Source organism: Pelagibacterium sp. (genome assembly GCF_965249125.1).
In the GTDB taxonomy this organism is placed as follows: domain Bacteria; phylum Pseudomonadota; class Alphaproteobacteria; order Rhizobiales; family Devosiaceae; genus Pelagibacterium.
In genome coordinates, this window is record NZ_OZ252217.1 from 2548488 (window position 1) to 2562817 (window position 14330).

The following is a 14330-nucleotide window of genomic DNA, read 5'->3' on the forward strand; positions in this document are numbered from 1 at the left end:
GGATACACATGGCAAAGGCAAAAATAGCACTGATTGGTGCGGGATGGTGGGGTGTCGAGGTCTATGTTCCCGCGATGATAGCCCATCCGGATATCGAACTTGTCGCGGTTAACAGGCGCAATCCCGAAGCGCTGGACAAAATACTGGCGAAGCACAAGGGGCCGAAGGGATACACCGACTATCGCGAGATGCTGGCCAACGAAGACCTCGATGCCGTCGTGATCACATCGCCGCATACGGCACATTACGAGCACGCCGACGCCGCGCTCGAGGCCGGTTGTCACGTGCTCATCGATAAGCCCATGACCACCAGCGCCGAGGACGCCAGAGCGCTCGTCGCGCTCGCCCGCGAAAAGGGCAAAGAGATCGTCATTCCCTATGGATACAACTACAAGGATTTCGCCACCGAGGCCTCAGAGCTTATTGCCGCCGGGCGGCTTGGAGAAATCCGCCACATCGCGTGCCATCTCTCGACCTTCACATACGACCTTTTCGGCGGCGAGGGTTTGAGCGACGCGGCCGAGCACATGTTTCAACCCAACGCGTCGACATGGGCCGATCCCGATCGGGCTGGTGGTTATGGATGGGGGCAGTCGAGCCATTCGCTCGGACTTTTGTTCCGGCTCGTCGATATCAAGCCGGTACAGGTTTACGCCTGCGAGACCAAGTCCGCTGCCAATGTCGACCTCACCAATGCCGCGGTGGTGACCTTCGAGAATGGCGCCTGCGCGTCGGTTTCGGGATCTGCGCTGCTGCCCAAGCACTGCGCCTATCAGATGGACCTTCGCATTTTCGGCACCGAAGGCATGCTGGCGCTCGACATGGACCGCACACGGCTTGAATTGCGCCGCTTTGACAAGGACGACGTCGTTGTCGAGCTTGCTGCCGATGCCGGGCAATATGAAGCTGTCAAACCGATCGACAGGCTGGCGCAGGTATGCTTGGGCACCGCGACCCACGATGACATCGAGGCCAATGGAACAGTTGGCATGCGCGCCATCGAAGTTCTCGATGCCATGTATCGGTCGTTCAAGTCGGGAAAGCCAGAGAAGGTCTGAGCCATGGCCTGGAAGACGTCAATAGCTGAAATCGTCAAGGGCGGGTTTTCGACCCCGCTCGATGCGCCGATGGTCCCGCCCTTTCCCTTTACCTTCCATGACGTGGAGGTGATGACACTTGTTTGGCGCACCGACATCGCGGCGATCGAGGCCATCCTGCCCGAGCCTGTGGTTCCGACCGGCGACACGGTCATGGCCCACATCTATAAGATGAACGACACAGAGTGGATCGGACCGTACGCCGAAACCAACGTCATGGTTGGTGCCGAACTCCCCGGCACCGCCGTTGGCGCCTATTCGCCTTATCTGTTTCTCTCCACCGACATCGGAGTGGCTCACGGACGCGAGGTGCACGGCCAACCCAAAAAATTCGGGCAGCCCACCATTGAGTTTCGCGGCGATCTCATCGTGGGCAAGCTTGAAAGGAACGGCATCGACATTCTGACCGGCACTATGGCCTACAAGCAGCAGCGGGCCGATATCTCGGAACTTTCCGACATCTTCCCTTTCGCCACCAACATCAACCTGAAGGTGGTCGATCACATTGATGGCCGCCCCGCAATCAGGCAGCTGACCTCGCGCAGCCTCGCCGACTTCAAGATCACCGAGTGCTGGCGCGGGCCCTGCACCACCGAATTGCGGCCCAATGCCCAGGCACCGATTCACCATTTGCCAGTGCGTGAAATGCTTGACGGCTTTTTCTGGAAGGGCGCCTTCACGCTCGTTCCCGGGGTCGTGCTGCATGACTATCTCGATCCGGACCCTTCCGGTCCGGGCCCTTCTGACTGAGGACCACTGACATGAAACTTCTCCGCTATGGCGAAGCCGGTGCCGAAAAGCCCGGCATTCTCGATGCTTCCGGGGCAATCCGCGACCTTTCGGGCGTGGTCGGCGATATCGATTCCTCCGTTCTCGCAGACATGGAGCAATTGGCAGGGGTGGAGATCGAAACCCTGCCTCTGGTTGAAGGGTCTCCCCGCCTTGGTCCCTGTGTCTCGGGGACGGGAAAGTTCATGTGCATCGGGCTCAATTTCGCGGACCACGCCGCCGAAAGCGGCATGGCAGTGCCGAGCGAGCCAGTCCTCTTTATGAAAGCCACATCGGCGATCTGCGGCCCCAACGATCCAATCATCATTCCGCGTGGCTCGGTCAAGACGGACTGGGAAGTGGAACTGGGCGTCGTCATCGGCAAACGGGCGAAGTATGTCGAGGAGAGCCAGGCCATGGCCCACGTCGCCGGCTATTGCGTTGTCAACGACGTTTCCGAACGCGCCTTTCAGGCTGAACGCCAGGGCCAGTGGACCAAGGGCAAGTCGAGCGACAATTTTGGCCCGATCGGCCCGTGGCTGGTGACGCCGGACGAAGTGAAAGAACCGCAAGCGCTGGCAATGTGGCTCGACGTCAATGGCGAACGAATGCAGGACGGGTCAACAAAGACGATGGTTTATCCCGTTGCTCATCTTGTGAGCTATCTCAGCCAGTTCATGACGCTGCATCCGGGGGATATCATCTCTACCGGCACGCCCCCAGGCGTGGGATTGGGCCTCAAGCCGCAGCGCTATCTCAAGGCCGGGGACACCGTTAATCTAGGCATAGAGGGACTAGGGACCCAGCATCAGGTCTGCGTGGCCGATGAGTAAGGAATTTACTGTCCGCAGCATCGAAGCGATCCCTGTCGCCTATCCCGAGCCCGTCGATCACAACCGCACGCGCTCGGTATGCCTCGTCAGGATCACCGCAGAGAACGGCGCGACTGGTTGGGGTGAATGCTGCACGTATTTTCCTGAGGCCAGCCGTGCCGCTGCCTGCCTTGTCGCGGGCATGTCCGAACGCGTGGTCGGCCAAAGCGCGATGGACACAGAAGCGGTCTGGCAGTCGCTCAAGGCCCATAGCTGGTGGTATGGCACCGGGGCCGGCATTGCTTCAATGGCGATCTCGGGCATCGACATCGCCCTTTGGGACCTCAAGGGTAAGCTGCTGGGCGCTAGTGTGCTCGACCTTCTGGGCGGACCGGTCCGCGACCGCCTGCCGGCAATCGCGAGCCTTCACGGCACCAAGCGCGACATCGGCGCGATGGCCGAGGAGATTGCCGGGTACACAGCGACCGGCCTTCACGGCGCCAAGATCGGGTTCGGAAAAGCCGGCGACGCCCATCTGGGGTTTGATCACGACAGGGACGTGGCATTTGCCAAGGCCGTTACCGAAGCGATGGGACCGGGCAAACAGCTCATGATTGATCTGGGGATGAAAAACCATTGGGACATCCCAACGGCGATCAAGCGGGCGCGGGCCTTCGAGGACATTGGCGTGGGTTGGCTGGAAGAACCGCTGGGGCATGACGATCCCGAGGGATATCGCGCCTTGCGCGCCGCCACCGGCATCCGCATTGCCTATGGCGAGCGCGAATGGAATGCGCGCGGCGTCGAGCGTATCGTGCGCACCGGCACTGTCGACGTCATCGGGCTGGACCCTGGCCGCGTCGAAGGCATAACCGGCTTCCGAAAGGCGGCCGATATCTGCGCGCTCAATCGCCGCCAGGCCAACGCCCACAATTTCTCGACAGCCATCGTGGGTGCCGCCAGCCAGGCATTGAGCTGGGCCTGCCCGGCCTGTCATCTGCTTGAGCTTCAACCCATTTATGGACCGGCGCAGCGCGATCTCGTCGACCGCCCTGTCGGGCACGACAATGGCTATGTGCGGATGCCCGAAGGACCAGGGCTGGGCATCATGATCAACGAAGACCTCGTCAATTCGGCCCGGCTAGACCAGAGCTGATTCATGTCGGGCCAAGGACCCGATGCGCACTTTTAAACACCCATACAGGAGGAGAAAACACATGTCAGACTTCAACAAGCGCAGATCCCTCAAAGTGTTGGCGCTGAGCCTAGCCATCGCTGCCAGCGGCGTCGGCACGGCATCGGCCCAGGATGTGACCCTGCGGCTTTCGCACCACCTAGCTCCGGGCCACCTTGTCGATGTCGCATCGAACCGGTTTGCAGAACTGGTTGCCGAATACACAGATAGCGCGGTCTCAGTGGAGGTCTTCCCATCGGGGCAGATCGCGGGGCTGAGGCAAGGGGCCGAGGCCGTACAGATCGGTACCGTTGACCTTGTCTGGTCGGACATGGGCACGTTGGGCAACTGGCGACCGGAATATGGTTTTGTCAGCTTGCCGTTTCTTTTTGCTGACAACGACCATTTCGCGGCGTTCTTTGAGGGTGAAGGCGGCCAGCAGATCGGCGAGGATTTGCGCAACAATCTCAACATTGAGGTGCTCGGGTTCGGCAATGCCGGTTTCAGGGTTGTCGCTACCCGTGACACTCCCATCCGCACTCCTGAGGACCTGGCCGGTGTGCGCATCCGGGTGCCCGAAATTCCCGTCTATGTCAGCGCTTTCGACAGCGTCGGCGCCAACCCCACCCCGTTGGCCTGGGGCGAGGTCTACACAGCCATGCAGACAGGGGTGATCGACGCCGTCGAAAATCCGGCTGAGGGCCTTGTGAATGGAGCGCTCAACGAAGTGGCCGGCCATTTGTCCAGGACCAACCACATCATGACTGACGTGAACCTGTTCGCCAATGCGGGCAAGTTCGATAGCCTGTCGGCAGAGCAGCAGGACGCGTTGCACCGTGCTGCCGAAACGGCACTTTCCGAGTTCAATGTCGCGACAGCCGAAGCGTCCGAGGAATATTGGAACCAGCTGGCCGAGGTCATGGAAGCCATTGATGATCCCGATCGCGCGGCATTCCAGGAGGCGATGGCGCCGGTCTGGGACGAGTTCATTTCGCGGACGGGCAATGCCGGACAGGCTTGGATCGACATGGTCGTTGCGGCCACGCCCGAATAGCGTGTCAACCATGAAAGATGCCAGCCCGTGCTGGCATCTTTTCGCTCCGGGAAAGGATATGTCCTCGTGAATGCTCGTCCAAGTCTTGCGCAGTCGCATTTCGTCCGCGGCGTGCGCGTCCTTTGCGAAGCGGCTCTCGCAGTGATCGTCGCAAGCTATGCCGTCATTACCTGCGCTCAGGTCTTTTATCGGTTCGTTCTCAACGATTCTCTGGTCTGGTCGGAGGAGATCGTGCGGTATGGGCTCTTATGGGGGGTCATGATCGGGGCCGGCGTGGCCGCCGACCGTGGTGCCCATATTGCCTTGGCACCTCTGCACGGCCTTATCGGCAATTCTCGGATCGCGGCCATTATGGATTGGGCCGTCACGATCATAGTGGTGATCTTTTGCGCCATCATGGCCTATGCGGGAACGAGTTACATCATGCAGCTTTGGCGCATGACGTCTCCGGCGACGCAGATTCCGATGCGCTACGTGTTTGCCTCATTGCCCACCGGGGCGACCCTTATCGCATTCTTTTTCATCGTCCACACGATTTCGGGCACCCATCGCACCACCGAAGCCGATCACGCGCAGGAGCATCTTGCATGACCATAGCCGTGCTCTTTGCGGGGTTCGCCCTGTGTCTCGTTCTCGGCGTACCGCTCGCCTTTGCCATGGGATTGTCGGCGATTGCCGCGATCTTTGCTGCCGGTGACCAATCAATTCTCATCGTGCCGCAGCGCATCGTTGCATCTCTTGACAGCTTCGCGCTGCTCGCCGTGCCGCTGTTCATCCTTGCAGGGGAACTGATGAATTCAAGCGGCATCACGCAGAGAATCGTGGCGTTTTCCCGAGCCGCGATAGGGCATCTCAAGGGCGGCCTTGCACAAGCCAACATCCTCTCGAACATGTTTCTCGCGGCCCTGTCCGGCTCTTCGCTGGCCGACCTGTCGGCCATCGGGTCGATGATGATCCCGGCGATGACACGGGAAGGCTACAAGAAATCCTATTCCGTCGCTGTCACGTCCTGTGCCGCGCTGATGGCGCCGATCATTCCGCCGAGCATTATCGCCGTAATCTATGGCTCTATGACGGGAATTTCGATCGGCGCGATGTTTCTTGGCGGCGCGCTGCCGGGCATCATGGCCGGCATCGGTATTATGGTGCTGGCGCGGGCTCTTGCAGCGCGAGGCGGGGCTGGGGCACAGCCCAGGGCGACCCGGCGGGAGTTGGTCCAAAGCGGAGGCGCTGCGCTTCCCGCGCTTCTGGTTCCCGTCATCATCGTCGGCGGCATATTGTCGGGAATTTTCACGCCGACAGAAGCGGGCGCAGTGGCTGTGGCCTATGCCGCGCTCTATGGCATCCTTGCCAAGCGCTATACGTTAAAAGGCGGATACGCCTTGTTGCTGTCGGCCGGCGTAACGGCGGGCAGCGCGCTTATCATTCTCGCAGGAGCCTCATTGTTCAGCTACGTGCTCGTCGCGAGCGGCTTTGCACAGGCCACACTGAACGGTTTTGTGAGCATAACCGAGAACCCTCATATCGCGCTGTTCTTGATTTTTATCCTGCTAGTTCTTTTGGGAATGTTTGTCGAAACGGTTTCCGCCCTGATTCTGGTCGTGCCAATTCTGACGCCGATCGCCCAGTTCTATGGCTATGACGGGGTCCAGTTCGGCGTATTCACGCTGATGTCGCTGGTGCTCGGGGGCCTGACGCCCCCCGTGGGAATTCTCGCCATGGTGGCATCACGCATCGCCGATATCGAATACACCAAGACATTCGGCATGCTGACGCCTTTTATCTTGTGGTGGGCGTTTGCGACGCTGACGGTGGGCTATGTTCCCTTCCTGACAGGCTGGCTGCCGTCCCTGGTTCTCCAGTAACAGTGCGCAGGTTGGGCAGATTGTTGCCCAACCTGTGTCGGCCTACCGGATGTAGAGACTCTGACGCGTAAGATCGCTCACCTTTTCCGCACCCATTAGGCGCATGCCCCGCTCGATCTCGGCCTTCATGTTTGCGAGCGCCCGTTCGACGCCGGGTTGGCCGGCCGCCGCCAGCGGAAACAGGTAGTAGCGCCCCAGGCCGACGGCCTTGGCGCCCATGGCCAGAGCCTTAAGCACATGGGTCCCGCGCTGTACTCCACCATCCATCATGACATCGAGTCTGTCACCAACGGTATCGACGACATCGCCGAGTTGCTCGAAGGCAGTACGTGAGCCATCGAGCTGACGGCCGCCATGGTTGGACACTACGATACCATTGCAGCCGATATCTGCCGCCATGCGGGCATCCTGAGTGGAAATCACCCCCTTGAGCGCGAATTGTCCGCCCCAATCGGCAACCATGTCCTCGACGTCTTTCCAGGATAGTTCAGGATCGAGCATTTCAGTAAAGTACTTGGATATCGACATCGTGCCGCTGCCCATGTCGACATGGCTGTCGAGCTGGGGCAAGGAGAATTTCTCGTGCGTCAGGTAGTTTAGCGCCCATGCCGGACGCATGGCGAACTGGATCAACCCCGAAAGATTGAGCTTGAAAGGGATGGAAAAGCCTGTCCGCTTGTCGCGTTCACGATTGCCGCCGGTGATTGAGTCCACCGTCAGCACCATGGCGTTGATTCCCGCGTGCTTGGCCCGGGCCATCATTTCCCGGTTCAAGCCGCGATCCTTGTGAAAATAAAACTGATAAACCTGCGGGCCCGACGAAATCCTGCGCGCTTCCTCAAGGCTGATTGTGCCCAGTGACGACACCCCGAACATCGTCTCAAACGTGTTTGCCGCGGCCGCGACAGCTCTCTCGCCATCATAGTGGAACAGGCGTTGAAGAGCTGTTGGAGAACAATATACAGGCAGTGCTAGCTTTTGGCCCAGCACCGTTACCGACATGTCGATATCCTTGACTCCACGCAGAACGCTGGGGACCAGATCGACAGCCTCGAATGCTGCCGTATTGCGCCGGTATGTCACTTCGTCGTCGGCAGCGCCATCGATATAGTTAAAGATCGGCCTTGGTAAACGCTTTCGCGCCATACGGCGGAAATCGTGAAAATTGTGGCAGTTTTTTAGGCGCATGATGGTCGTCTGTCACTAAAATAGCGGGCTGAATCGGCTGATGCCGAGGGCATATGACCTAGTCATGAATACCTAAAACATGGGCTGCGAAATTGCTAGGTCACGACTATTGCTGGTTGTTAACGAAACAGCTGCTTCTGGATGTCCTGACTATCGATTTGCGCGACCACATCGGTTCGTATGCCGAACGTCGGCTTTGTCTCAATCCTTGCCAAAACCCGCCAGTCCGGTTTCGGCCCCATTTCCCCATCACAAATGCCCTCCCATTCAACCGTTGGTAGGTTGAGAAAGTTGCCGAACCCAGGGCTTCTAAGAGATTACAAGCGGTTGATTTCATAAGAAATAACGCCATTTTTGCCGGTGACTGCATCAGAACAGATTAGTTGAAGCTCGCAAATGCCCAATTGGGAAGCATGGCCTCGATTTCATTGCGTACCACCGTCGCGGCAAAATTTACGGGCTCCGCAAGTTTGAGATGAAGCGGGGCGATCATGGAATAGGTCAGCATAACGCGCGGCTTGAAAGGTTTGACGACCAACGCTTCAGTTCGAGTCGCCCGCGCGGAGAATGGATCCATTAGTGCCAGTCCCACGCCTTGCTCCACGAGGCTTCCGGCCGTCGCCGCAAACAGGATTTCGGCAGTGATGTTAGGAGCGATTCTGGCGCTCGAAAATACGCCATTGATCTGCGGACGAATGCTTCCGCTTTCCCCCAAGACGATGAGAGGTTCGTCTGCAAGCATACCAACATCGATGATGTCGCGGTCAGCCAGCTTATGCCTACGGGGCATAACACAAACCGCCTCAACGCTGCTTTCGTGAATCACCCGGACATCGTTTGTGCCGCGGGGCAGCGTACAAAAGCCGAGATCGTGCTGTCCGCGCGCGACCTGATCGGCAATTGCCAGTGATGTGTCGGTATGGATGCTAAACCGCAAGGCAGGATATTGGCGACGCAGCGCGCCGACAACCAATGAGACATAACCGAGAGAAAGAAACGGCGGCGCGGCGATCCGCATCAGAGTTTGAGGAAAGCGCTTGATCGTACGTGCCGCCTGTTCGATCTGTTGCAGACCGAGAAAGACCCGCTGAACTTCCTCCATCAATCGCAGCGCGTTATCGGTCGGCTTGAGCTTTGGGCCATTTCGTTCAAATAGCTTGAGATCCAAGCTCATTTCCAGATCCGCAATCAGCCTGCTGACGGCAGGCTGAGTGATCGAGAGCATATGGGCAGCGCTGGTCATCCCCTGCGTGCGCATAACCGCCCGAAAGGCCTCGACCTGACGGAGGGTTATGTGAGGGAGGAGGTCGTGTTCGGTCGGGGCGTCCATAATATCTACGCATGATAAAATGCCTAAGTGCGATTTGACATTATGGATCGCACGAAACAACCTCTGTCAATCGTCAAAAAACGACGAAGGCAAAAGTCGGCAAGACAAACAAAGGGGAATACCAATGAAAGCATTTTACCGGGTGACGGTTTCCGCCGCGCTCCTTCTAGCCAGCGCCATTCCCGCTCACGCGCAAACACTCCGCCTTTCGACGCAAGCAAATGCACCGCACCCTTGGCTCGACGCCGCACAGACTCTGCGCGAGGATATGCTCGAAGCGACAGATGGCCGCGTGCAGATTGAAATTTTCAATGGTGGCGCGTTGGGCAATGATGCGACCGCACTCGACGAAATGCGGATGGGTACCATCGATGTGCTGATTGGTGGCACTCAGGAGGCCACACCGTTCTTCCCCCAATACCAGCTGTTCAGCCTGAGCTATCTGTTTGCGGATGAAGAAGTCTTAAGGGCAGCAGTGGCGCCGGAAAGCGAAATATCTGCCTACTTCCAGAGCGTCTATAGCGACAGCGGCAACGGGCTCAAGTTGCTGGCTCTGACTGGCGGTGGCGTTCGGAACTTGAGCAACAATAACGGCCCTGTTGCAACGATTGATGACCTTGCAGGGATGCGGATGCGCGTTCCGGGGTCACGGATGGATGCTCTGATGTGGGAGACATCCGGGGCGCTGCCGACCTCACTACCTTTTACGGAGCTTTACACAGGAATGCAGACCGGCGTGGTCGATGCATTTGAAAGCACAATTAGCGCATACGTCGCCAACAAGCTCTATGAAGTTGCGCCTTATCACTCACAGACCGAACATCAGTTCATGGTCAGCCACATAACGATGAGCCAGGCGAGCTTTGATCGGCTGAGTGAAGACGATCAGGCTGCCCTCATGGCCGCCGCCGCCCACGCCTCCCAAGTCGCCATCGATGCGGGCATCGAATATGACAGCTCTCTTCTCGCACCGCTGGTTGAAAGTGGACAGGTGACTTTGACAGAAGTCGACAAAGCACCTTTCATCGAGATCGTGGCACCTCTGCATGACCAAGTCGCTGCAGACCTCGAAGTCACCGACCTGCTCGAGCTTATCCGCAGCCTTGACTAACACCACTCTTGAGATGACGCGGGATTCCCGCGTCATCTCAAGCTCGAGAGGCAACCATGCTGATCAAGATAAACGATTTAGTCGAGACCATCCTCAGAGTGCTGGGCGGGCTGTTGTTTTCGACCTTCATCATAACAGTGCTGTTCCAGGTTTTCGCTCGCAACTTTATAGCGATGTCGTTCGTCTGGACTGACGAAATCGCAATGTTCTGCTTTGTGTGGAGCGTTTTTGTCGGCACGGCGATCGGATACAGACAAGGGCTCCATTACGTCGTGGAGATTTTCCCGGAGTACTTTATCCGCACAAACAAGGTGCTCAAACTTCTCGCGCTTATTCTTGGTTTCCCGTTGATCTGGGTGATGGCGACCAGTGGCTGGGACTACGCCCAACTCGGTTGGCGTCGATATTCGTTTTCTCTGGGATTCCCCCTCTTTTACCAAAATGTCGTCGTGGCGATTAGCGGGGCGACCATGATCCTATTCACCATCGAAATTGGCATTCGCGACATTCTGGCATTCAGGACGGGCGAGCCGGTTCGCAAGGAGTCTATCGAATGATTTCGGTACTTATCCTTTTGGGCAGCTTTCTGGCTCTGATTTCCCTGCGGGTGCCAATCGCTTTCGCCATCGGCGTTGCGTCCCTCGTCACAGTTCTCTCGTTGGGATTACCTCCCACCTCCGTGATCAATCAGATGGTCTCCAACATCAATTCGTTCGCTCTTTTGGCAGTGCCCTTCTTCCTTTTGCTCGGGCGTTTGATGAACGATAGCGGCATCACCGATCGGTTGATGACCTTCGCACAATCGATGGTTGGCCATATCAGAGGCGGCCTGGGCCATATCAACGTGTTGGTGAGCATGATGTTTGCTTCAATGTCGGGTTCGGCCGCTGCCGACACCGCAAGCGTTGGAGCCATCATGATCCCGGCAATGACGAAAGCAGGTTATCCCGCGCCTTTTGCCGTAGCACTGACGGCAACGTCTTCGACGCTCGGCGTTATTATCCCCCCATCGATCCTGTTTGTTATTTACGGAGCGTTTGGCAACATTTCCATCGCCGCACTATTTCTGGCGGGTATCCTACCTGGGCTGCTGATCGGCCTGGTGCAGATGGGCTACACCTACTACGTGGCCTCCACATACAATGTCGCCAATCCCGAAAAAGTAGACTTTCGTGGCCGCATACGAGCCGGAAAGACAGCAGCGCCGGTTCTGCTTATTCCAATTATCATCCTAGGTGGCATCACGAGTGGCTTTTTTACTGCGACCGAAGCTGCGTCTATCGCCGCGCTAACGGGACTTGTCCTGGCGGTCGTCGTCTATCGTTCGGTGAAGCCACGCCAACTCTTTGAGCTGCTGACTTCCACGGTGGTCGCCTATTCTCTTCCCATGTTTGCTGTTGCGGCAGCAGGCATAATGGGCTGGCTCATAGCCTATCTCGGTATTGCGCGTGAAGTCGCCGACTTCATCATATCGGTATCGGACCATCCGGTCGCTGTGATGGTCATGGTCATGATTTTTTGTCTGATCGTCGGGACCGTTCTCAGTCCCATGACTGCAGTGATCATCTTCCTGCCAATCATTCAGGAACTGACCGCCTTGGGGCAGATTTCGGACATTCACATGGCACTTGTCGTCTGTCTTTCGCTCGCTGTAGGCCTCACGACGCCGCCCTACGGCATCTGTCTTTTGATTGCCGCCCAAATCGGCAATGTCTCAATGCCGCGAGCCTTTCTTGCGGTTCTGCCGATCATCGGTCTGACCGTACTGGTCATCCTCAGCGTGGTCTTTGTGCCCGAGCTGTATCTGTACTTGCCGCGGACTTTTTTCCCGCAATCTTTTGGCATTGCCGGCTGAGGCCGGAAACTATTTGAAAGCGATCCTTCATGAGAGTTGCCGTTCTTGGCGGTGGGCCCGTTGGGCTCACTTATGCCGCGATGCTGCTGAATAATGGGCATGATGTCGTCGTCCATTCCGCCTCCGCGTCGACGACCGACCTCCATATGGAAGTCCAGGGAGCTATCGAGTTTTCCGGACTGATAAGCCTGAACACCGAACTTGCAACTGCAATCGATGGCGCCGATGTCTTGGTGTGCTCCCGCCGCGCCAGCGGCGTCAAAGAAATTATCGACCAGTTGGTTGAGATCGCGACTCCCCAACAGGTCATTATTTTCAGCGCTGAGTTGTCGCTCAGCTCGCAATATGCAGCATTAAAATTGGCTGATGCGGGCCGTCACAACCCGATTGTGTCCTGGTCCACCACGGTCGCGACCGCGCAACGTCGGAATCCGACGCTCGTCGTGAGCGGAACGCTTCGCGATCGCATTGACTATGCGGTAACCAACTCCGACGAGCCCGATCAGCTTCACTCACTGCTAATAGATCTGTTTGGCGAACGCTTTCACCGGCTGCCAAATGCCTTGGCCGTGGCGCTAAGCAATCTCAATCCACCGATCCATCTGGCCAATTCGCTGGCAAACCTGACCCGGATGGAAAAGGGGGAGGATTGGGACAACTATGCCAACATCACCCCGGCCGTCGGGCGACTGATCGAAGCGCTCGACGTGGAACGCTTAGCTCTCGCCCGTCACCTCAATCTCGACGTGCGCAATGTTCATGAGCATTATCTCCGGACCTTCCCTGGGCTCGAGCGAGCGAGTGTGTCGGAAATGGCCAGTCAGGTTGCTGCAGCGAGCCCTGGCACGCCCGGTCCGAAGTCAATAGATAGCAGGTATCTAACCGAAGACATTCCGTTTGGCCTACTTCCGCTCCTCGCACTTGCAAAGCAGGTCGAAGTCCCGATGCCAGTCCACCATGCCGGCATATTATTGGCGTCTACATATACTGGAGAGGACTTTTTTCGTCAGAACATGATGCTCCCACATGTCGAAGCCCACTGGTCAAGCATCGGTGCTGGACGGTGACATCGCCCAACTGATGGCAGCTATGGACAGACTCAGCACCACAAGCCGCCATTCCGGTCTCGGCCCCATTACAGATAAAGAAATACGTGCTTTTTCTTGTTCAAATGGCAAGGAAATTTGATCACCAATAGCCGGAACGGGACACGATGCTGCCGTTGGCGTAGAAGCCGGAAGTCTCCGTCTACCTCCGTTTGCCTATCCACTATAGCTGCGCGGTCAGGACAGAACGATTCTAGGGTCGAGACTCAATCATAGCCAATATGCGACTGCGGCCGCGAGCATGACAGCGGAAAGGTAATTCCGGGCGAGTTTGTCGTATCGTGTTGCGACACGGCGGAAATCCTTGAGGCGGCAGAACGTGGCTTCGACACGCCAGCGGTCCTTGTAGCGCTTCTCATCGTAACGGATTATGCGCTTGCGGTTCTTGCGGCCAGGGATCACGGGGATAGTGTTCTGGCTGCGCAGAGTGGTCCGAAGTCGATTGGCATCATATCCCCGGTCAGCGATGAGCCGCTTAATGCCCATCGTATGAGTGATGAGCAGATCGGCACCCGTCATGTCCGAGGCGTTGCCGGGCGTCAGGATGAGGCGGAGCGGCCTTCCCAGAACATCGACGAGCGCGTGGACCTTGGTGGTCCGGCCACCACGCGAGATGCCAATGGCATTGGCTTTCGCCCCCCTTTTCCCCCGCCTGCACAGCGATGGGCCTTGATATAGCTGCTGTCGATCTGGGCTGTTTCGGCTATCCAGCCCTGTTCGGTTAACGCGGCCAGGATGCGTGCCCAGATGCCGCGACGGCTCCACCGATTCCAGCGATTATAAACGGTTGTCGCAGGGCCATACTCGACAGGGCAATCAACCCAGCGCCCGCCGCACTTGAGCATATGTATAATTCCCGAAATCACCCGCCGGTCATTAACCCGGCGCGCCCCAGGTTGGTTCTGAGGGAGGTGCGGCTCAATGGCCGCCCATGCTTCATCGCTCAACCAAAACAGTCTGTTCATCAACG

13 protein-coding genes and 1 pseudogene are annotated in these 14330 nt (G+C 57.7%); 11 read left to right on the plus strand and 3 right to left on the minus strand.

Annotated elements, in window-relative coordinates; translation table 11 throughout:
• Positions 1-8: 8 nt before the first annotated feature.
• From ACP148_RS12510 to ACP148_RS12540, 7 genes are all read left to right on the plus strand, one after another.
• Complete coding sequence (locus tag ACP148_RS12510) at positions 9-1058, plus strand: Gfo/Idh/MocA family protein (protein WP_421952940.1); 1050 nt, start codon at positions 9-11, stop codon at positions 1056-1058.
• A gap of 3 nt (positions 1059-1061) precedes the next feature.
• Entirely contained in the window at positions 1062-1847 is a 786-nt protein-coding gene (locus tag ACP148_RS12515) for an acetoacetate decarboxylase (protein ID WP_421952941.1), read from the plus strand.
• A gap of 11 nt (positions 1848-1858) precedes the next feature.
• Positions 1859-2698, plus strand: coding sequence for a fumarylacetoacetate hydrolase family protein (locus ACP148_RS12520; protein WP_421952942.1), 840 nt, complete (start codon positions 1859-1861; stop codon positions 2696-2698).
• Positions 2691-3833, plus strand: a complete 1143-nt coding sequence (locus tag ACP148_RS12525) for a mandelate racemase/muconate lactonizing enzyme family protein (protein WP_421952943.1) — start codon at positions 2691-2693, stop codon at positions 3831-3833. The genes ACP148_RS12520 and ACP148_RS12525 overlap by 8 nt, the downstream gene beginning before the upstream one ends.
• Before the next feature lie 61 nt (positions 3834-3894).
• Positions 3895-4905: a TRAP transporter substrate-binding protein gene (locus tag ACP148_RS12530; RefSeq protein ID WP_421952944.1), complete on the plus strand. Its 1011-nt coding sequence runs from the start codon at positions 3895-3897 to the stop codon at positions 4903-4905.
• A 66-nt stretch (positions 4906-4971) separates the two neighbouring features.
• Positions 4972-5496 (plus strand): TRAP transporter small permease, encoded by a 525-nt coding sequence (locus ACP148_RS12535; protein WP_421952945.1) that lies wholly within the window; start codon positions 4972-4974, stop codon positions 5494-5496.
• Positions 5493-6770, plus strand: coding sequence for a TRAP transporter large permease (locus tag ACP148_RS12540; protein WP_421952946.1), 1278 nt, complete (start codon positions 5493-5495; stop codon positions 6768-6770). Before ACP148_RS12535 ends, ACP148_RS12540 begins: the two co-directional genes overlap by 4 nt.
• A gap of 42 nt (positions 6771-6812) precedes the next feature.
• On the opposite strand, the gene ACP148_RS12545 is transcribed toward ACP148_RS12540, so the two are convergent.
• Positions 6813-7958, minus strand: coding sequence for an alpha-hydroxy acid oxidase (locus ACP148_RS12545; protein ID WP_421952947.1), 1146 nt, complete (start codon positions 7956-7958; stop codon positions 6813-6815).
• A 379-nt stretch (positions 7959-8337) separates the two neighbouring features.
• Complete coding sequence (locus tag ACP148_RS12550; protein WP_421952948.1) at positions 8338-9288, minus strand: LysR substrate-binding domain-containing protein; 951 nt, start codon at positions 9286-9288, stop codon at positions 8338-8340.
• A 124-nt stretch (positions 9289-9412) separates the two neighbouring features.
• Between ACP148_RS12550 and ACP148_RS12555 the strand changes: the two genes are divergently transcribed.
• The 4 genes from ACP148_RS12555 to ACP148_RS12570 are packed head-to-tail and all read left to right on the plus strand — an operon-like array spanning position 9413 to position 13321.
• On the plus strand, positions 9413-10399 hold the full coding sequence (locus tag ACP148_RS12555; protein ID WP_421952949.1) for a TRAP transporter substrate-binding protein: 987 nt from the start codon (positions 9413-9415) through the stop codon (positions 10397-10399).
• Positions 10400-10455: 56 nt separating this feature from the next.
• Positions 10456-10956 carry a TRAP transporter small permease gene (locus ACP148_RS12560; RefSeq protein ID WP_421952950.1) on the plus strand — a complete coding sequence of 167 codons (501 nt, stop codon included), beginning with the start codon at positions 10456-10458 and terminating at the stop codon, positions 10954-10956.
• Positions 10953-12254, plus strand: a complete 1302-nt coding sequence (locus ACP148_RS12565; RefSeq protein WP_421952951.1) for a TRAP transporter large permease — start codon at positions 10953-10955, stop codon at positions 12252-12254. The genes ACP148_RS12560 and ACP148_RS12565 overlap by 4 nt, the downstream gene beginning before the upstream one ends.
• A 29-nt stretch (positions 12255-12283) precedes the next feature.
• Positions 12284-13321: an NAD/NADP octopine/nopaline dehydrogenase family protein gene (locus ACP148_RS12570; protein WP_421952952.1), complete on the plus strand. Its 1038-nt coding sequence runs from the start codon at positions 12284-12286 to the stop codon at positions 13319-13321.
• Positions 13322-13570: 249 nt separating this feature from the next.
• Here the strand turns inward: ACP148_RS12570 and ACP148_RS12575 are convergent.
• Positions 13571-14325, minus strand: a pseudogene (locus ACP148_RS12575) (IS5 family transposase).
• Between the last annotated feature and the right edge of the window lie 5 nt (positions 14326-14330).